The following is a 19,565-nucleotide window of genomic DNA, read 5'->3' on the forward strand; positions in this document are numbered from 1 at the left end:
TCTTATTCTACTTCAGCTTCTAGCTCTTCAATCTGAGGCTTTTCAGCTCGGCGAGCTTCAGGTTTGTGTCTTAGCTTATTCAGTTGTCGTTCTAATTTTTGTTCCACCTCATTAACGGCAACATATAGGTCATCATGGATTGATGAAGCAACAAGCTGGCCTTTCGGTACGGTAATAACCGCTTCAAATTTCTTCTTCTTGTTAGGCTCTTCACTAAAGCTTGCTTGGCAGCCGATGATGTCTACTTGCCATTTTTCTAACTTCTTAAATTTACTTTCAATGTGCTCACGGATTGCAGAGGTGATGTCAATATTCTTACCAGTGATATTCATTTTCATAGAAGTTTTCCTCTGTTGTATCCCTCATGGGTTAACTCCAGATTACGTTTTTGGGTGGGAAAGAATGTGATCTAGATCTAGTTTTGGTGGTGGTTTTTTAAGATTGAAATCAAATGTGATCTCACGCAAAAATCGTTATGTTTTTCGAGAAAAATGCTTGTTCTCAATAATAAAAAGGATAAATTGAACCCAAGGGTTCGCTAAAAATTACTTCAGTTTTTAGGGAAATCTTACAGCCCTTAAAAGGTGTGCGGCGAATAATTAAACAGTGTTGTTTTGTGATCTATGTCGCATCAAGGTGTTCCCCGAAAATCTGTCAAATTTAAAAAGCCGCTTGAGTACGATCTCAAGCGGCTTTTTGGTGTTTATGGATAAATTCATAGAGTAGTGAACTTGCCCTTCGTCTTACTAACATCACCATCAGTTGGTATGCACAGTTCAAAAAAAGCACACCACATAAGGTGTGCTTTTCTATCAGACAGATACGGGAGGTTGGCTACGGAATAGGGTTTAGCTCAATCAACTTTTCCGTTCTTGCTACAGCATCTTCAAGACCGAGTTGCTTGTAAGCTTCTAACTGGATCTCTAAAGATTTACGTGCAGCAATGGTATCTGGATAGGTTTTCTGCAGCTCTTGTGTACGGTTGATTGCAGCAATCCACGCCTCACGACGAAGATAGAAATCAGCCGTTGCTAAGTCATACTCTGCTAAACGGTTTTTCAGCGCGAACATACGTTTCTGTGCATCTTCCGCGTAAGGGCTTGCAGGGAAACGCTCTAGTAGCTTCTTAAAATCAGCAAAAGCGAGTTTCACCGGCTCAGGGTCGCGGTCGCTACGATCGATATTGAACAGATCGTGCATGAAGTTACGGTCTTGCGCCATGTGCGTTAACCCGCGCATGTATAAAACCCAGTCTTGCTTTTCATGCGTTGGGTTTAAACGTAAGAATCGTGAAATGGTCGCCAGTCCTAGCGCTAGGTCATCGTTCTTGTAGTAAGCGTAGATAAGGTCTAGCTGTACTTGTTCTGAGTACGCACCGAATGGGTAACGCGAGTCCAGCGCTTCTAGTTTTTCAATCGCAGATAACCAGCTACCACTTTGTAGCGATTCTTGTGCATCAGAATAGAGAACCGATGGCGGTACATCTGGGACGATCTCTTCACTGCTACTACAACCAACTAACAGTGATACAGCTAATAGACCCGATAAAGTGAGGTGTTTCATGTCAGGCGTCGATTCCTTGAATTTAAATATTTTGTTTGCTTCCGTTACTTTCTAACCAGTAACAGATACAATGATGCAATTAATCTATTTTATCCATACTAATGGGTATTAGTCTCACGGTTTTTAAAAAAGTTCGATATGGCTCAGCAGATCACATTAACAGATACAGTAAAAAGCAGCCAGTTAGGTCAACGTTTAGACCAAGCTGTTGCTGAACTCTTTACCGATTTTTCTCGCTCTCGCATTAAAGAGTGGCTTCTTGACGGCAAAATCCAAGTGGATGGCGAAGTTGTTACTAAACCTCGTATCAAGGTTATGGGCGGTGAAGAGATCATCTTACAAGCTGAACTTGAAGATGAAGAGCGCTGGGAAGCACAAGATATTCCTTTGGATATCGTGTACGAAGATGACGACTTATTGGTGATCAACAAACCTCGCGATTTTGTTGTACACCCAGGTGCAGGTACGCCGGATGGAACCGTGCTAAACGCGCTCCTACACCATTACCCTCAAATCGCAGAAGTACCGCGTGCAGGTATTGTTCATCGTCTTGATAAAGACACTACTGGCCTAATGGTGGTGGCGAAAACAGTACCAGCACAAACGCGTCTAGTTCGAGCTCTATCAAAGCGCCGTATTACTCGCGAATACGAAGCGATTGCGATCGGTAAAATGACAGCGGGTGGTATGGTTGAAAAACCGATTGGTCGCCACTCTACTAAACGTACGCTAATGGCAGTGAACGAGTTGGGCAAACCTGCGATCACTCACTACCGTGTTGCTGAACACTTCCGTGAGCACACGCGTATTCGCCTACGTCTAGAAACGGGTCGTACTCACCAAATCCGTGTACACATGTCTTACCTACAGCACCCGCTTTTAGGTGACTTGGCATATGGTGGCCGTGCTCGAATCCCTAAAGGTGCCTCTGAAGAATTAACACAAATGATCCGTTCATTTGATCGTCAAGCGCTTCACGCGGTAATGCTTCGTTTTGAGCACCCAATCACTGGTGAAGAGATGGAGTTCCACGCTCCTGTTCCACAAGATATGATTGTAATGGCAGAAGCGCTGCGCGTTGACGCACGAGACAATAAAGAAGACGACATCTAACCATGACGATGATTATCCCGAATTGGAACGCCCCTAATAATGTCAAAGCCTTTGCCTCAACTCGAGTCGATGGTTTTTCGCAGGCTCAGTATCAAGGTCTGAATTTGGGCAGTCACGTTGGGGATGACATTAACCTGGTGCAAAAGAATCGAGACTGGTTACAGCAACAAACTCAGATGCCGAGCGCACCTGTTTGGCTTAACCAGACTCATTCAACCGATGTTGTTTCAGTCTTTGAGCCAACTTCCAAGATTCTCGATGCAGATGGCAGTTTTACTACTCAACAAGGTGTTGTGTTATCTGCGATGACGGCAGACTGTCTGCCAGTGCTGTTAACGGACAGTAAGGGCACTCAAGTTGCTGCGGTTCATGCTGGTTGGCGCGGCTTAGCGGGTGGGATTGTCGAAAACGCCGTGGCTAAGTTCACTAATATTGATGACAGTAATCCTTTATTGGCTTGGTTAGGGCCAGCTATTGGTCAAGAGGCTTTCGAAGTGGGCCAAGATGTTTTGGATGCTTTTGTTGGCTTTGACAAAAAGGCAGAGCAGGCGTTTCGTGCCACACCAAACAATCAGAAGTGGTTGGCGAATATGTCTCAATTAGCAACTCAACGCCTTGCTAATGTTGGTGTGACGCAAGTTTTTGATTGTAATCTGTGTACTTACGCTGACCCTGATCATTTTTACTCCTATCGCCGCGATGGAGTAACAGGGCGTCAAGCCACCTTCATCTGGCTAGATTAATCGCAAAAACAGTGAACTTTCTGCGTGATAGTTCACTTCCTTCCCCTTGAAAATAATCGATACCGTATCCATCTTCTATTCATAAGATAAACATATCTAAAGTAGGAAGGTTGGAATGCGTCTCGATCGATTCACCAGTAAATTTCAAATTGCGATATCTGATGCTCAGTCTCTCGCATTAGGTCGTGATCACCAATACATTGAACCTGTACACCTAATGGTGTCGCTATTAAACCAAGATGGTAGTGCGATTCGTCCACTGCTTACCATGTTGAACATTGATGTTGTTCAGCTGCGCTCTAAATTGAGTGAGATTCTTGATCGCGTGCCAAAAGTGAGTGGTATCGGGGGAGATGTACAGTTATCAAGTGCAATGGGTACTTTGTTCAACCTATGTGACAAGGTCGCTCAAAAACGGAAAGATACCTACATCTCTTCTGAGATCTTCCTACTTGCAGCAATTGAAGACCGTGGTCCGCTCGGCAACTTGCTCAAAGAGCTTGGTTTAACCGAGCAAAAACTGTCTCAAGCTATTGAGCAGATCCGAGGTGGTCAGAAAGTCGATGATCCAAATGCAGAAGATAAACGTCAAGCTTTGGAGAAGTTTACGATAGACCTTACCGAGCGTGCGGAGCAAGGTAAACTCGATCCGGTAATTGGTCGTGATGACGAAATTCGTCGCACTATTCAAGTGCTGCAACGTCGTACTAAGAATAATCCGGTGATTATCGGTGAGCCTGGTGTGGGTAAAACGGCCATTGTTGAAGGACTCGCTCAGCGCATCATTAATAATGAAGTGCCAGAAGGGCTACGTGGTCGTCGCGTGTTGTCTCTTGATATGGGCTCACTTGTAGCGGGTGCTAAATATCGTGGTGAATTTGAGGAACGCTTGAAATCGGTCCTTAATGAGCTATCGAAAGAAGAGGGTAACGTCATCCTCTTTATCGACGAGATTCATACCATGGTTGGTGCCGGTAAAGGCGAAGGCTCTATGGATGCGGGCAATATGCTCAAACCAGCTTTGGCCCGCGGCGAACTTCACTGTGTTGGTGCTACTACGTTGGATGAGTACCGCCAATATATAGAGAAAGACCCGGCATTGGAGCGTCGCTTCCAAAAAGTGCTGGTGGATGAACCAACAGTTGAAGATACCGTGGCAATCCTGCGTGGTCTAAAAGAGCGTTACGAACTGCACCATCATGTTGAGATCACTGATCCTGCGATTGTTGCGGCAGCGAGTCTGTCACACCGATACGTATCAGACCGCCAACTGCCAGACAAAGCTATCGACCTCATTGATGAAGCGGCATCAAGTATTCGTATGCAGATCGACTCCAAGCCAGAATCTCTGGATAAACTGGAGCGTAAAATTATTCAACTTAAGATTGAACAGCAAGCGCTGACCAATGAGAATGATGATGCCAGTGAAAAGCGTCTTAAAACTTTAGAAAATGAATTGCTTGAGAAAGAGCGTGAATTTGCTGAGTTGGAAGAAGTGTGGAATGCAGAAAAAGCGGCACTATCTGGCACCCAACATATTAAGTCAGAGCTAGAACAGGCTCGCATGGATATGGACTTTGCACGTCGTGCTGGTGATCTAAACCGTATGTCTGAACTTCAGTATGGTCGTATCCCCGAATTGGAAAAACAGTTAGACCTTGCTACTCAAGCAGAAATGCAAGAAATGACACTTTTAAAAAACAAGGTCACGGATGCTGAAATCGCTGAAGTTTTATCAAAGCAAACGGGTATTCCGGTTTCGAAGATGCTCGAGGCTGAAAAAGAGAAGTTACTACAAATGGAGTCGGTACTTCATAAGCGCGTTATTGGTCAGACTGAAGCCGTAGAGGTCGTGGCCAATGCCATTCGTCGCAGTCGAGCTGGGCTTTCTGACCCAAACAAACCAATTGGCTCATTCCTATTTTTGGGGCCGACTGGTGTTGGTAAAACAGAGTTGTGTAAAACCTTAGCGAGTTTTATGTTCGATAGTGACGATGCTATGGTTCGGATTGATATGTCTGAATTCATGGAAAAACATTCGGTAGCTCGTTTAGTTGGTGCTCCTCCTGGTTATGTTGGCTATGAAGAAGGTGGCTATTTAACTGAAGCGGTAAGACGTAAGCCTTATTCGGTAATCTTACTAGATGAAGTGGAAAAGGCACATCCGGACGTCTTCAACATTCTACTTCAGGTACTGGATGATGGTCGTCTTACTGATGGACAGGGTCGAACTGTCGATTTCAGAAATACAGTCGTTATTATGACGTCAAACCTTGGTTCTTCGAGAATTCAAGAGAACTTCGCGGCTCTGGATTACCAGGGAATTAAGAATGAAGTAATGGAAGTGGTGAGTAAGCATTTCAGACCAGAGTTTTTGAACCGTGTTGATGAAAGTGTTGTGTTCCACCCGCTAGGGCAAGAACATATTAAGTCGATTGCCTCTATTCAGTTAACACACCTGAGCAAGCGAATGGAAGAAAACGGTTATGAGCTTGAGGTTTCAGACAAAGCGTTAGAGTTGATTGCTCAAGTTGGCTTTGACCCAGTTTACGGTGCAAGACCATTGAAACGAGCGATTCAGCAGAGTGTTGAAAACCCGCTAGCGAAAGCGATATTGGCCGGTAAAGTGAATCCAGACAAAAAAGTTCAGCTGTTAGTCCATAACGATCGAATCGTTGCTCATCAATAAAAACTAGAGCGATTTAAAGAGCGAACCAAGTAAAACGGCTTGGTTCGCTTTTATTTTGCGCGATTTGTCTGCTTTGTGTTCGAACGATTCGCAAAAGCGATTTTATTTGGAATTTTCTCTTGTGCAGTGGGGATTTGTCTCTATAATGCGCCTCCGTTGTCAGGGATAATCAAGTGGTTTGAACAAAGCAATTAAGACGGTATTAAGCATTTAAGATGCTTTGAAAAATTAGCGATAAAAAGTGTTTGACACTGAAAGCTAATTCGCTAGAATGGCCGTCCACTTCGAGAGGCTCCAAGCGGAACTTTAGAAGTAAGCTCTTTAACAATTTAAACCTATCAATCTGTGTGGGCACTCGTTGATGAATATCACTAAGTTTGTTTTCGTTTTTAAAAGCAAAGGCAAACAGATTCTTCGGAATCAAAATGATTTCAATGAACTGAGTGACCAATTAAGACTTCGGTCTTAGCACAGTCAATTCACTATCGTTAGATAGAATCAGTATTCATTGAGTCGACAAAATCTTAAATTGAAGAGTTTGATCATGGCTCAGATTGAACGCTGGCGGCAGGCCTAACACATGCAAGTCGAGCGGAAACGAGTTATCTGAACCTTCGGGGAACGATAACGGCGTCGAGCGGCGGACGGGTGAGTAATGCCTAGGAAATTGCCTTGATGTGGGGGATAACCATTGGAAACGATGGCTAATACCGCATGATGCCTACGGGCCAAAGAGGGGGACCTTCGGGCCTCTCGCGTCAAGATATGCCTAGGTGGGATTAGCTAGTTGGTGAGGTAATGGCTCACCAAGGCGACGATCCCTAGCTGGTCTGAGAGGATGATCAGCCACACTGGAACTGAGACACGGTCCAGACTCCTACGGGAGGCAGCAGTGGGGAATATTGCACAATGGGCGCAAGCCTGATGCAGCCATGCCGCGTGTATGAAGAAGGCCTTCGGGTTGTAAAGTACTTTCAGCAGTGAGGAAGGGGGTGTCGTTAATAGCGGCATTTCTTGACGTTAGCTGCAGAAGAAGCACCGGCTAACTCCGTGCCAGCAGCCGCGGTAATACGGAGGGTGCGAGCGTTAATCGGAATTACTGGGCGTAAAGCGCATGCAGGTGGTTTGTTAAGTCAGATGTGAAAGCCCGGGGCTCAACCTCGGAACTGCATTTGAAACTGGCAAACTAGAGTACTGTAGAGGGGGGTAGAATTTCAGGTGTAGCGGTGAAATGCGTAGAGATCTGAAGGAATACCAGTGGCGAAGGCGGCCCCCTGGACAGATACTGACACTCAGATGCGAAAGCGTGGGGAGCAAACAGGATTAGATACCCTGGTAGTCCACGCCGTAAACGATGTCTACTTGGAGGTTGTGGCCTTGAGCCGTGGCTTTCGGAGCTAACGCGTTAAGTAGACCGCCTGGGGAGTACGGTCGCAAGATTAAAACTCAAATGAATTGACGGGGGCCCGCACAAGCGGTGGAGCATGTGGTTTAATTCGATGCAACGCGAAGAACCTTACCTACTCTTGACATCCAGAGAACTTTCCAGAGATGGATTGGTGCCTTCGGGAACTCTGAGACAGGTGCTGCATGGCTGTCGTCAGCTCGTGTTGTGAAATGTTGGGTTAAGTCCCGCAACGAGCGCAACCCTTATCCTTGTTTGCCAGCACTTCGGGTGGGAACTCCAGGGAGACTGCCGGTGATAAACCGGAGGAAGGTGGGGACGACGTCAAGTCATCATGGCCCTTACGAGTAGGGCTACACACGTGCTACAATGGCGCATACAGAGGGCGGCCAACTTGCGAGAGTGAGCGAATCCCAAAAAGTGCGTCGTAGTCCGGATTGGAGTCTGCAACTCGACTCCATGAAGTCGGAATCGCTAGTAATCGTAGATCAGAATGCTACGGTGAATACGTTCCCGGGCCTTGTACACACCGCCCGTCACACCATGGGAGTGGGCTGCAAAAGAAGTGGGTAGTTTAACCTTCGGGAGGACGCTCACCACTTTGTGGTTCATGACTGGGGTGAAGTCGTAACAAGGTAGCCCTAGGGGAACCTGGGGCTGGATCACCTCCTTATACGAAGATATTCACGATAAGTGTCCACACAGATTGATACGGTTTAGAAAGTTAGAGTAAGGAAATACTTTTCCAGATGGGGCTATAGCTCAGCTGGGAGAGCGCTTCGCTGGAAGCGAAGAGGTCATCGGTTCGATCCCGATTAGCTCCACCATCTTTAAGTGTTCTTCCTTAAGAATCTTTAAAAATGGTTACTTCATTAAGAAGTGATTAGCTCTTTAACAATTTGGAAAGCTGACTGATTACTTAATTGGTTTTCACTTTAAAAAGTGAAATCAAACAGCTCAAGGCTGTGATTAAGTTAATCAAATTTAAAAGTTCTCAATGTTTATCCTTTCTTAGTTAATAAGAAAGGTATAAACACAACACAAACACATTCAAGTGTCTTGTATTCGAATCAATGTTTACATTGATTCACCATTGAGTCCGGCAAACACGTAATAAGAACTAACCCTTCTTGTTACAACCAAAACCTTGGTTGCTGTTTTGTCTTCACTGCCATTTGTCTTCACTTTTTAAAGTGAAATCAAATAAGCAAGTGAAAGCAAATAAGTCATCAACTCGAAACTTCTTCGGGTTGTATGGTTAAGTGACTAAGCGTACACGGTGGATGCCTTGGCAGTCAGAGGCGATGAAGGACGTATTAACTTGCGATAAGCCCAGATTAGGTAGTAAAAACCTTTTGAGTCTGGGATTTCCGAATGGGGAAACCCACTTACATAAGTAAGTATCTTGTTGTGAATACATAGCAACAAGAGGCAAACCGGGGGAACTGAAACATCTAAGTACCCCGAGGAAGAGAAATCAACCGAGATTCCGAAAGTAGCGGCGAGCGAAATTGGATTAGCCCTTAAGCTTTTAATGATGCAGGTGAAGGCTCTGGAAAGTGCCGCAATAAAGGGTGATAGCCCCGTAACCGACACATCATAATCAGTGAAATCGAGTAGGGCGGGACACGTGATATCCTGTCTGAATATGGGGGGACCATCCTCCAAGGCTAAATACTACTGACTGACCGATAGTGAACCAGTACCGTGAGGGAAAGGCGAAAAGAACCCCTGTGAGGGGAGTGAAATAGAACCTGAAACCGTGTACGTACAAGCAGTAGGAGCACCTTCGTGGTGTGACTGCGTACCTTTTGTATAATGGGTCAGCGACTTATATTCAGTGGCAAGGTTAACCGTTTAGGGGAGCCGTAGGGAAACCGAGTCTTAACTGGGCGTTCAGTCTCTGGATATAGACCCGAAACCAGGTGATCTAGCCATGGGCAGGTTGAAGGTTGAGTAACATCAACTGGAGGACCGAACCGACTAATGTTGAAAAATTAGCGGATGACTTGTGGCTAGGGGTGAAAGGCCAATCAAACCTGGAGATAGCTGGTTCTCCCCGAAAGCTATTTAGGTAGCGCCTCGGACGAATACTACTGGGGGTAGAGCACTGTTAAGGCTAGGGGGTCATCCCGACTTACCAACCCTTTGCAAACTCCGAATACCAGTAAGTACTATCCGGGAGACACACGGCGGGTGCTAACGTCCGTCGTGGAGAGGGAAACAACCCAGACCGCCAGCTAAGGTCCCAAAGTATAGCTAAGTGGGAAACGATGTGGGAAGGCTCAGACAGCCAGGATGTTGGCTTAGAAGCAGCCATCATTTAAAGAAAGCGTAATAGCTCACTGGTCGAGTCGGCCTGCGCGGAAGATGTAACGGGGCTAAGCTATACACCGAAGCTGCGGCTGCACACTTTAGTGTGCGGGGTAGGGGAGCGTTCTGTAAGCCGTTGAAGGTGGTCTGTAAGGGCTGCTGGAGGTATCAGAAGTGCGAATGCTGACATGAGTAACGATAAAGGGAGTGAAAAACTCCCTCGCCGGAAGACCAAGGGTTCCTGTCCAACGTTAATCGGGGCAGGGTAAGTCGACCCCTAAGGCGAGGCCGAAAGGCGTAGTCGATGGGAAACGGGTTAATATTCCCGTACTTCTTACAATTGCGATGGGGGGACGGAGAAGGCTAGGTGGGCCTGGCGACGGTTGTCCAGGTTCAAGTACGTAGGCGGAAGGTTTAGGTAAATCCGGACTTTCTTAACGCTGAGATACGATGTCGAGCCACTACGGTGGTGAAGTCATTGATGCCATGCTTCCAGGAAAAGCCTCTAAGCTTCAGATTGTAAGGAATCGTACCCCAAACCGACACAGGTGGTCGGGTAGAGAATACCAAGGCGCTTGAGAGAACTCGGGTGAAGGAACTAGGCAAAATGGTACCGTAACTTCGGGAGAAGGTACGCTCTTATCGGTGAAGTCCCTCGCGGATGGAGCTGACGAGAGTCGCAGATACCAGGTGGCTGCAACTGTTTATTAAAAACACAGCACTGTGCAAAATCGTAAGATGACGTATACGGTGTGACGCCTGCCCGGTGCCGGAAGGTTAATTGATGGGGTTAGACTTCGGTCGAAGCTCTTGATCGAAGCCCCGGTAAACGGCGGCCGTAACTATAACGGTCCTAAGGTAGCGAAATTCCTTGTCGGGTAAGTTCCGACCTGCACGAATGGCGTAATGATGGCCACGCTGTCTCCACCCGAGACTCAGTGAAATTGAAATCGCTGTGAAGATGCAGTGTACCCGCGGCTAGACGGAAAGACCCCGTGAACCTTTACTACAGCTTGGCACTGAACATTGACCCTACATGTGTAGGATAGGTGGGAGACTTTGAAACCGCGTCGCTAGATGTGGTGGAGTCGTCCTTGAAATACCACCCTTGTAGTGTTGATGTTCTAACGTTGGTCCCTGAATCGGGATTACGGACAGTGCCTGGTGGGTAGTTTGACTGGGGCGGTCTCCTCCCAAAGAGTAACGGAGGAGCACGAAGGTGGGCTAATCACGGTTGGACATCGTGAGGTTAGTGCAATGGCATAAGCCCGCTTGACTGCGAGAATGACAATTCGAGCAGGTGCGAAAGCAGGTCATAGTGATCCGGTGGTTCTGAATGGAAGGGCCATCGCTCAACGGATAAAAGGTACTCCGGGGATAACAGGCTGATACCGCCCAAGAGTTCATATCGACGGCGGTGTTTGGCACCTCGATGTCGGCTCATCACATCCTGGGGCTGAAGTCGGTCCCAAGGGTATGGCTGTTCGCCATTTAAAGTGGTACGCGAGCTGGGTTTAGAACGTCGTGAGACAGTTCGGTCCCTATCTGCCGTGGGCGTTGGAAGATTGAAGGGGGCTGCTCCTAGTACGAGAGGACCGGAGTGGACGAACCTCTGGTGTTCGGGTTGTCATGCCAATGGCATTGCCCGGTAGCTAAGTTCGGAATCGATAACCGCTGAAAGCATCTAAGCGGGAAGCGAGCCCTGAGATGAGTCTTCCCTGGCACTTTAAGTGTCCTAAAGGGTTGTTCAAGACTAGAACGTTGATAGGCAGGGTGTGTAAGCGCTGTGAGGCGTTGAGCTAACCTGTACTAATTGCCCGTGAGGCTTAACCATACAACACCCAAGGGGTTTTGATGGACTCAAAGATACAAACGCTTGAATGAGTTTGAAGAGAACAAGAAACAGCTTTCCAGATTACTTTTCTGAAAGAAAATCAGAAAAGAAAGAATTTGCTTGGCGACCATAGCGTTGTGGACCCACCTGATTCCATGCCGAACTCAGAAGTGAAACGCAATAGCGCCGATGGTAGTGTGGGGCTTCCCCATGTGAGAGTAGGACATCGCCAGGCTCCTATTTATTTTCACTTTTTATGAAAAAGTGAAGACAAAAAGTATGGACACTTGCTCAAAGCAAGTAAGCCACTGCGGAGTGGTAGTTCAGTTGGTTAGAATACCGGCCTGTCACGCCGGGGGTCGCGGGTTCGAGTCCCGTCCACTCCGCCACTTATTCAGACAAAGTTAAGTCTTTAAAACAACTACAGGGGTGTAGCTCCAATTGGCAGAGCAGCGGATTCCAAATCCGCGTGTTGGGAGTTCGAATCTCTCCACCCCTGCCATATCTAAGGCTCTAGTTGAAAGACTGGAGCCTTTTTCTTTGGCGGAAGAAAAGAGCAGCGGATTCTGCCACTACCAAAACTGCGCGTGTTGGGAGCTGGAGTGCCAGCCCAGCCGAATCTCTTCACCCCTGCTATATCCAAGGCTCTAGTCGAAAGACTGGAGCCTTTTTCTTTAGCGGAAGAAAAGAGCTGCGGATTCTGCCACTACCAAAAGCGCGCGTATTGGGAGCTGGAGTGCCAGCCCAGTCGAATCTCTCCACCCCTGCCATATCCAAGGCTCTAGTCGAAAGACTAGAGCCTTTTTATACCAATCGTAGTAATTAATTGCTCACCCTAGCTTGTTAAAACGCTCGATAACTGCGTTAGAATTTTTGATTGTAGAATAACTATTTATCGAAAAATTCTGCCTTGCTCTCAAGCCTTTTTCCTGCGCTATTTTTGATCACTTACTTACTGTGATTGGTATTATTTGGCGGAAGAAAAGAGCTGCGGATTCTGCTACTACCAAAAGCGCGCGTGTTGGGAGCTGGAGTCCCAGCCCAGTCGACTCTCTCCACCCCTGCCATATCTAAGGCTCTAGTCGAAAGACTAGAGCCTTTTTACTTTCTGGTGCTGAGGTAGATCGCTATCTCCAAGTGATAGAAGCTATCCTGTTACTCCAATTAAACCTCTCCCTCTCTCTATAAATTTAGATCGGCGCCTACCATTACGAACTGAATACCACGTATCTATTCCCTACTTATCAACAAAGAAGGAGCTCTGAGCCCAATTTTGCTCGTATAAGTTCGTTGTTAGATTTTGTTTTTATGATATTCAGCTATGCTCATAATCACGGGCTGACTTTATGGTAAGATTGGTGAAAGGAGTAAGGGATGCAAATGAAGTGGGGGAGTGGTTTGTTATCGCTCTTACTATGTACGTCATCACAAGCTGTCCCAACTCAATGGGAAGGGGTGGATAGCCCTACAAGTAATCAAACTAGCTCAATAGGCTCCTACGCTAACGGGTGCTTGGATGGTGCACAGGCGTTACCTCTAGAAGGTGTGGGTTACCAGGTTATACGTCCTCAGAGAAAGCGATACTACGGTCATACCGATGCGATTAGGTTTGTAGAAGCACTTGGAAAGACCGTCAATGATAATCTTAATCAAGTACTGATGATTGGCGATATTTCACTCCCTCGTGGGGGGCGATTTTCTTCAGGCCATTCGAGTCATCAAACAGGGTTAGATATTGACATCTGGTTAAGGCTGAATAATAAAAACCTCTCTTTGAATCAACTTGCGGTTCCCACTCCGATAAGCGTGGTTGACTTAACTAACTACAAGTTACGTACCTCAAACTGGCAAGATAATCACTTTGAAGTTCTTAGATACGCGGCAAAAGATCCTAATGTTGCCCGTATCTTTGTTCACCCTGTTATAAAGCAAGCACTGTGCGATCAAGAATCAGCACAAAATGATGAGCGCAATTGGCTTGGAAAAATAAGACCTTGGTGGGGCCATCATTCGCATTTTCATGTCCGTCTACATTGCCCTGAAGATGCGACTCGTTGCGTCGAGCAAAAAGCGCCGCCGGAAGGGGATGGGTGTGGCTATGAGCTAGCGAGTTGGGCGCCGAAACAGATTCCTGTACCTCCACTGAAGAAAATAGTGAAATCAAAACCAAAGAAAAAAAAGGTGATGCCAACATATTGCTCAACTGTCATTGCTAATTGAGCACCTCAAACAAAATTACTAGTTTCTGATTAGCGTCAGAAACTGGAGAAATGTCACACTTTTGTCTAGAGTGAGTAGAGAGTAAATAAGAATATCGTTTGATATTTAATCTTTCACAATCCGACAAAAACAAAAACAGAGTCGAAGTGGCATAGTTGGGTCATAACAAGAATGTTTTTGGGGTGACAAATAGGACTTACACGTCGTATATAAGAATTAGAGTCTTGATACCCGTCGATATGTAATTCGAGGACAAAAACCATGACAATGATTTGTGCGAAGGAGTTTTCTGAGTGGTTAAGGCATAGATTTAGCAGTGAGGTTTCTGGTGTCTCTTTAACGCGAGAAGATTTGAATAGCTTAACAGGGAGACAGCGCGTAGACCCCGGGTTTATCAATGATGTGCATTATGAGCTGATGCAGTATGGGATGGCCTTCGTAACCGACACAAGTAGAGAGAATTTTTATCTTGTGCATGTTTCCAAAACATCCCATTGGAGAGAGCGCTTGGAGTATCAATTCGAAAAAGATTTGTTCTGTAATATTTATCCGATAGAAAAATCCGGATAGAAAAAAGGTTCAACTTAAGTCCAAGTTGAACCTTTTTATTTTTAGGTGAGGCCTTGAATGATGACGAACTTCTCTAGAAGTTGATCATCGGTTTCGATGTGATTCGGGTCTGTAATGATGCATTTTGTAATCGGACATACAGACTGACACGTCGGCTTTTCGTAGTGACCTTTACATTCAGTACAGAGAGCAGGATCGATCTCGAAGATCGTATCACCCATAGTAATTGCACCATTTGGGCACTCAGGGTCACACATATCACAGTTAATGCACTTGTCAGTTATTAGCAGAGCCATTGCTTACTTCTCAGTCTTTTAAGTACAGTTACTTACCTGATGCGTTGCGTGTGTCTTGGCCTTCGCTCAAGTTACGCATCAACAAGCCGTACTCTAAGTCTAGATCGGCTGGCACAGGAATAAATACAAAGTGACCGTTACCTTTCGCGTCTTCAACTGCTTCAGACTTACGGTTTTCCATCATCTCTAGTGTGAAAACAACGTTACCTTTCGGTGTCATCATTTCTAAGCTGTCACCTACTAGGAATTTGTTCTTCACTTCCACTTCCGCTAGATCGCCACGGCGTTTACCTGTGAATTCACCAACAAATTGTTGAGTATCAGAGATAGAGTAACCGTACTCGTAGTTCTGGTAAGTATCGTGAGTGTGACGACGTAGGAAGCCTTCAGTGTAGCCACGGTGCGCTAGGCTCTCTAGTGTACCCATTAGGCTTTCATCAAATGGCTTGCCCGCGACAGCGTCATCGATCGCTTTACGGTAAACTTGTGCTGTACGAGCACAGTAGTAGAAAGACTTAGTACGGCCTTCGATTTTCAGTGAGTGAACACCCATCTTCGTTAGACGTTCAACGTGCTGGATTGCTCGAAGGTCTTTTGAGTTCATGATGTAAGTACCATGCTCATCTTCAAACGCAGCCATTTTCTCTTCAGGCTTGTGTGACTCTGAAAGTAGAACCACTTCATCTGTTGGTTTACCTAGACCTAGTGTGTTGTCTGGACGTTCGTCTTGAACTTCAACATCCTGAATCTCAACACCAGTAGGGTTTGCTTCAACGATTTGACCGTTTTCGTCTTCTTTTGCCGCTTCTGTTTTGTATTCCCAACGACAAGCGTTAGTGCAAGTACCTTGGTTAGGGTCGCGCTTATTCATGTAACCAGAAAGTAGGCAACGACCAGAGTACGCCATGCAAAGTGCACCGTGAACAAAAATCTCTAGTTCTGTTTCTGGGCAGTGTTCGCGGATCTCTTCGATCTCTTCAAGTGATAGTTCACGAGATAGGATGACACGCTCAACGCCTTGTGTAGCCCAGAATTTTACCGTTGCCCAGTTCACAGCGTTAGCTTGAACTGAAAGGTGGATTGGCATTTCAGGGAATGCTTCACGAACCATCATGATAAGACCAGGATCAGACATGATAAGAGCGTCTGGGCCCATATCAACAACTGGCTTAAGGTCGCGAATGAACGTTTTTAATTTAGAGTTGTGTGGCTGAATGTTACATACAACATATAACTTTTTGCCTTGAGCATGAGCTTCATCGATACCGATTTGTAGGTTTTCGTGGTTGAACTCATTGTTACGAACGCGAAGGCTGTAACGTGGCTGGCCCGCGTAAACTGCATCTGCGCCGTAGGCGAATGCGTAACGCATGTTTTTAAGGCTTCCTGCCGGTGATAATAGTTCAGGTACAAATGGTTTTTGTGTTGTCATTGCTTCGTTCTCTAGTCTGATCTCAAGTCAGGTTGATACCACCAAGTGATATCAAAGGGGCGCAAATTTTACGCTAAAATGAGTTTGGTTGATAGCCCTAAAGATAGCAATGATATTAAGAAGAGAAGGAAGGGGTAAATATACAGCGGGAAATGTAGGGAAAATAAGCTCAGGTACGGTGCACCTGAGCTTTGAAGTTACTGATTAAGCGTTCGGTTGAGTTAATCCACCTAGTGATTCGAACAGGTTCGGAAGGAACACGCTGAACTCACCACATAGTAATGAGAAATCTGCATCAAAGCGTGCAGCTTGGTCCTCACGAGGAATATCGTCGTTCTCATCTTTAAGTTCATCGCTGAACTTCAGGCGTTTGATACTGCCGTCTTCAGCCAGGATGAATTCAATGCGATCTTGCCAGTTGATAAGCAGCTTGGTTACCACCTTGTTCGCTTCAATGTGGTTTTTAATCTCGTCGGCTTCTAGCTCTTGTTTCTTAACTCGAACAATACCACCGTCTTCTTGGATTGATTTAAGCTCAGCTTCGTCAAGCATCGTAATGCCTTGAGGAGTATCGCCTGACTTAACCCATTCGGTTAGTGTTGTTTCGATCGCTTGCTCAGGAATTGCAGGAACAACTGGTAGGCTCCCCATTGTTTTACGCAGCAAAGCTAACAGGTCTTCCGCTTTTTTGTAGCTGCTTGCATCAACAACAATGAAGCCTTCTTTTGGCATGATCAAAGCGTAAGTGAAGCTGCTGCGGCTGAAAGCGCGCGGAAGAAGATCGATGATGATGTCTTCTTTGATGCTGTCTTTCTCTTTTTTCTTCACGGGTTGGCCTGATTCTACTTCAAGCGCTTCTACTTTAGCGTTCAGTGTCTCTTTGATCACTGAAGCGGGTAGCATCTTCTCTTCTTTTTTTGCACAAATCAGAATGCGGTTTTCAGAGACATGCGTCATCATGTCACCGTGCTTACCCATAGCGTGAACCCAACCAAACTTTTGTTTATCTTGGCTGCCGCAAGGTGTGAAGCGAAATTCTTCTAGCTGTTTCTCTAGCTTGTCTGCATTGAACTCAATATCACGATTGAAGCGATACACTAGGCAATTTTTAAACCACATATACTTTTTCTCATACCTTTTTAGAAGTGGTCCATCATAGGGGATTTGAACGAATTTGTCGTTAATTCGGTATCAAAACTTCCAAAGTGAAACGATTGAGACAGTTATATTAAAATTTGTTTTCAATGGTCACAAAAGTGTCATAATTAACTCTGATAATGCAATGCGTTGATTAAATACAAAGGCTATTCAATTATGTCGAGAAGGATTCTGGTCGTTGAGGATGAAGCACCAATTCGTGAGATGTTGTGTTTTGTGCTTGAACAAAAAGGCTACCAAGCAGTAGAAGCTGAAGATTACGATACAGCGGTGAACAAGCTATGTGAACCTTTCCCAGATCTAGTATTACTAGATTGGATGCTACCGGGTGGTAGCGGTATTAATTTCATCAAGCATATGAAGCGTGAAGAGCTAACGCGCAATATCCCTGTGGTAATGCTGACAGCGCGTGGTGAAGAGGAAGATAAGGTTCGTGGTTTAGAAGTCGGCGCTGATGACTACATCACCAAACCATTCTCACCAAAAGAGTTGGTTGCTCGTCTGAAAGCAGTGATTCGTCGTGTGACTCCAACGGCGCTGGAAGATGTAATCGATGTTCAAGGTCTAAAACTTGACCCTGTTTCTCACCGTGTTACCGCGAGTGATGGCCCTGTTGATATGGGACCTACAGAGTTTAAGATGCTGCACTTCTTTATGACACATCAAGAGCGAGTATATAGCCGTGAGCAGTTACTGAATAACGTTTGGGGGACCAACGTGTACGTAGAAGACCGCACTGTGGATGTTCATATTCGTCGTCTTCGTAAAGCGCTTGAAGCGGCGGGTCACGATAAGTTGATTCAAACCGTCCGTGGTGCTGGCTATCGCTTCTCTACAAAAGCTTAATTTATGGCTGCGATGCCCGATTTACGGAGTCCTGAATGGTTGAAAAGTTAACCTGGAAGAAGCTAGCTTGGGAGCTGGCTTTTTTTTACGCACCTTGGTTTATTGTTGGCTGGATATTTGGCTACCTACCTTGGTTACTGTTGGCTGCTACCGTTCTGCAGCTAGCATGGCACCTTCATAACCAAATGCGTCTGTCGGCGTGGTTGTGGGATGAAAAGCGATTAACGCCACCTTCAGGCTCTGGAAATTGGGAGTCTCTGTTTAATGGTATCTACCGCATGCAGCAGAGACAGCGCCGTAAGCGCAAGGAATTAACCAATCTGATTCGCCGTTTCAGAAATGGTGCGGAATCTCTACCTGATGCTGTCGTGGTGTTTCGTAGTGAAGGCAACATTGTTTGGTGCAATAAGCTCGCTCAGTACTTACTGGGCTTTCGTTGGCCGGATGATTCTGGTCAGCCGATCTCGAACCTGATTCGTACTCCAGATTTCATCAAGTACCTTAATAAACAAGATTTCTCTGAGCCATTAGAGATGCCGTCACCTCTAAATGTAGAGCGTATGCTTGAGTTACGTATCGTGCCATACACTGAGGGCGAGCACCTAATGGTGGTGCGTGATGTGACTCAACTTAAACAGCTTGAGGGCATGCGTCGTAACTTCTTTGCCAATGTTTCTCATGAACTGCGCACGCCAATGACCGTACTGCAAGGTTACCTTGAGATGACTGAAGACCCAGATATGGTTGTCGGCCCGATGTGGAGCAAAGCTCATGGCGTGATGACGGAACAGTTGAATCGTATGAATAGTCTCGTGAATCAACTGCTGACGCTATCTAAGATTGAAGCAGCGCCAATGCACGAGTTGGATGAGGTGGTCAACGTCCCAGCAATGTTAGAAGTGCTTGAAAAAGAGGCGACCAGCTTGAGTGGTGACAAGGAGCATAAGCTGGAGTTTGATATCGACAAGAGTTTGCGCGTCCTTGCAGATGAAGACCAACTGCGCAGTGCCATCTCTAATCTCGTTTATAACGCGGTGAAGTACACTCCTGCGGGTGCCACGGTAAAGGTGCGTTGGTATCAAACCAGTCAAGGAGCCTGCTTGGATGTCTCTGATACCGGTGAAGGTATTGAGCCTCAGCATCTGCATAGACTGACCGAGCGTTTCTATCGAGTTGATAAAGCTCGCTCCAGGGACACCGGCGGTAGTGGTCTTGGGCTCGCTATTGTGAAGCATGCACTTAGCCATCACGACTCACATCTCGAAATACAGAGTGAAGTTGGCGTTGGTAGCCGCTTCTCCTTTACGCTACCAAGCCGTTTAACTGTTCAATGAGTCAATCGATGAGAAAATTGTCTGTCTCTACTCTTTTACTTGCCACTCT

General features: G+C 46.0%; 12 protein-coding genes, 3 tRNA genes and 3 rRNA genes. 13 read left to right on the top strand and 5 right to left on the bottom strand.

What is annotated here, in order from left to right:
- Positions 1-2: 2 nt before the first annotated feature.
- Positions 3-338: a ribosome hibernation-promoting factor, HPF/YfiA family gene (gene hpf / locus vsple_RS02740; protein ID WP_255231403.1), complete on the bottom strand. Its 336-nt coding sequence runs from the start codon at positions 336-338 to the stop codon at positions 3-5.
- 496 nt (positions 339-834) lie between these two features.
- Entirely contained in the window at positions 835-1,563 is a 729-nt protein-coding gene (locus vsple_RS02745; protein WP_255231402.1) for an outer membrane protein assembly factor BamD, read from the bottom strand.
- 138 nt (positions 1,564-1,701) lie between these two features.
- Between vsple_RS02745 and rluD the strand changes: the two genes are divergently transcribed.
- The 11 genes from rluD (at position 1,702) to vsple_RS02800 (ending at position 14,450) form a co-directional block, all read left to right on the top strand.
- On the top strand, positions 1,702-2,676 hold the full coding sequence (gene rluD / locus vsple_RS02750; RefSeq protein WP_239841518.1) for a 23S rRNA pseudouridine(1911/1915/1917) synthase RluD: 975 nt from the start codon (positions 1,702-1,704) through the stop codon (positions 2,674-2,676).
- 2 nt (positions 2,677-2,678) lie between these two features.
- The gene (gene pgeF / locus vsple_RS02755; protein ID WP_261882610.1) at positions 2,679-3,419 is read left to right on the top strand and encodes a peptidoglycan editing factor PgeF; all 741 of its coding nucleotides are present in this window, start codon (positions 2,679-2,681) and stop codon (positions 3,417-3,419) included.
- 115 nt (positions 3,420-3,534) lie between these two features.
- Positions 3,535-6,108, top strand: a complete 2,574-nt coding sequence (gene clpB / locus vsple_RS02760) for an ATP-dependent chaperone ClpB (RefSeq protein WP_261882611.1) — start codon at positions 3,535-3,537, stop codon at positions 6,106-6,108.
- A gap of 526 nt (positions 6,109-6,634) precedes the next feature.
- Positions 6,635-8,186 (top strand): 16S ribosomal RNA (locus vsple_RS02765).
- Between the two features lie 78 nt (positions 8,187-8,264).
- A tRNA-Ser gene (locus vsple_RS02770) sits at positions 8,265-8,340 on the top strand.
- A 429-nt stretch (positions 8,341-8,769) separates the two neighbouring features.
- Positions 8,770-11,660: ribosomal RNA gene (locus tag vsple_RS02775) — 23S ribosomal RNA — on the top strand.
- A 119-nt stretch (positions 11,661-11,779) separates the two neighbouring features.
- Positions 11,780-11,895, top strand: a 5S ribosomal RNA gene (gene rrf / locus vsple_RS02780).
- Together the 16S, 23S and 5S rRNA genes with 3 tRNA genes alongside form the textbook arrangement of a ribosomal RNA operon.
- A 77-nt stretch (positions 11,896-11,972) precedes the next feature.
- Positions 11,973-12,049 (top strand) — tRNA-Asp (locus tag vsple_RS02785).
- A gap of 36 nt (positions 12,050-12,085) precedes the next feature.
- Positions 12,086-12,162, top strand: a tRNA-Trp gene (locus vsple_RS02790).
- An 878-nt stretch (positions 12,163-13,040) separates the two neighbouring features.
- Positions 13,041-13,880, top strand: a complete 840-nt coding sequence (gene mepA, locus vsple_RS02795; RefSeq protein WP_261883112.1) for a penicillin-insensitive murein endopeptidase — start codon at positions 13,041-13,043, stop codon at positions 13,878-13,880.
- A gap of 261 nt (positions 13,881-14,141) precedes the next feature.
- On the top strand, positions 14,142-14,450 hold the full coding sequence (locus tag vsple_RS02800) for a hypothetical protein (protein WP_255231398.1): 309 nt from the start codon (positions 14,142-14,144) through the stop codon (positions 14,448-14,450).
- 41 nt (positions 14,451-14,491) lie between these two features.
- Here vsple_RS02800 and vsple_RS02805 read toward each other — a convergent pair whose 3' ends face one another.
- The 3 genes from vsple_RS02805 to rdgC form a co-directional block, all read right to left on the bottom strand.
- Positions 14,492-14,746 (bottom strand): YfhL family 4Fe-4S dicluster ferredoxin, encoded by a 255-nt coding sequence (locus vsple_RS02805; protein ID WP_261882612.1) that lies wholly within the window; start codon positions 14,744-14,746, stop codon positions 14,492-14,494.
- A 28-nt stretch (positions 14,747-14,774) separates the two neighbouring features.
- A complete protein-coding gene (gene trhP / locus vsple_RS02810; protein WP_061033314.1) occupies positions 14,775-16,178 on the bottom strand; it encodes a prephenate-dependent tRNA uridine(34) hydroxylase TrhP in 1,404 nt (467 codons plus the stop codon).
- 204 nt (positions 16,179-16,382) lie between these two features.
- Positions 16,383-17,297, bottom strand: a complete 915-nt coding sequence (rdgC, locus tag vsple_RS02815; RefSeq protein ID WP_261882613.1) for a recombination-associated protein RdgC — start codon at positions 17,295-17,297, stop codon at positions 16,383-16,385.
- Between the two features lie 195 nt (positions 17,298-17,492).
- Between rdgC and phoB the strand changes: the two genes are divergently transcribed.
- The gene (gene phoB, locus vsple_RS02820) at positions 17,493-18,182 is read left to right on the top strand and encodes a phosphate regulon transcriptional regulator PhoB (RefSeq protein ID WP_032551271.1); all 690 of its coding nucleotides are present in this window, start codon (positions 17,493-17,495) and stop codon (positions 18,180-18,182) included.
- Positions 18,183-18,217: 35 nt separating this feature from the next.
- A complete protein-coding gene (gene phoR / locus vsple_RS02825; RefSeq protein WP_261882614.1) occupies positions 18,218-19,516 on the top strand; it encodes a phosphate regulon sensor histidine kinase PhoR in 1,299 nt (432 codons plus the stop codon).
- The last annotated feature ends 49 nt before the right edge of the window (positions 19,517-19,565 follow it).

It is taken from the genome of Vibrio pelagius (genome assembly GCF_024347575.1).
In the GTDB taxonomy this organism is placed as follows: Bacteria; Pseudomonadota; Gammaproteobacteria; order Enterobacterales; family Vibrionaceae; genus Vibrio; species Vibrio pelagius.

What these genes read in the sequence shown, in the direction of transcription:
- rdgC (WP_261882613.1), bottom strand. Translation starts at nt 17,297, where the DNA reads ATGTGGTTTAAAAATTGCCTAGTGTATCGCTTCAATCGTGATATTGAG.
- hpf (WP_255231403.1), bottom strand. Translation starts at nt 338, where the DNA reads ATGAAAATGAATATCACTGGTAAGAATATTGACATCACCTCTGCAATC.
- phoB (WP_032551271.1), top strand. Translation starts at nt 17,493, where the DNA reads ATGTCGAGAAGGATTCTGGTCGTTGAGGATGAAGCACCAATTCGTGAG.
- trhP (WP_061033314.1), bottom strand. Translation starts at nt 16,178, where the DNA reads ATGACAACACAAAAACCATTTGTACCTGAACTATTATCACCGGCAGGA.
- pgeF (WP_261882610.1), top strand. Translation starts at nt 2,679, where the DNA reads ATGACGATGATTATCCCGAATTGGAACGCCCCTAATAATGTCAAAGCC.
- rluD (WP_239841518.1), top strand. Translation starts at nt 1,702, where the DNA reads ATGGCTCAGCAGATCACATTAACAGATACAGTAAAAAGCAGCCAGTTA.
- mepA (WP_261883112.1), top strand. Translation starts at nt 13,041, where the DNA reads ATGAAGTGGGGGAGTGGTTTGTTATCGCTCTTACTATGTACGTCATCA.
- phoR (WP_261882614.1), top strand. Translation starts at nt 18,218, where the DNA reads ATGGTTGAAAAGTTAACCTGGAAGAAGCTAGCTTGGGAGCTGGCTTTT.
- vsple_RS02800 (WP_255231398.1), top strand. Translation starts at nt 14,142, where the DNA reads ATGACAATGATTTGTGCGAAGGAGTTTTCTGAGTGGTTAAGGCATAGA.
- clpB (WP_261882611.1), top strand. Translation starts at nt 3,535, where the DNA reads ATGCGTCTCGATCGATTCACCAGTAAATTTCAAATTGCGATATCTGAT.
- vsple_RS02805 (WP_261882612.1), bottom strand. Translation starts at nt 14,746, where the DNA reads ATGGCTCTGCTAATAACTGACAAGTGCATTAACTGTGATATGTGTGAC.
- vsple_RS02745 (WP_255231402.1), bottom strand. Translation starts at nt 1,563, where the DNA reads ATGAAACACCTCACTTTATCGGGTCTATTAGCTGTATCACTGTTAGTT.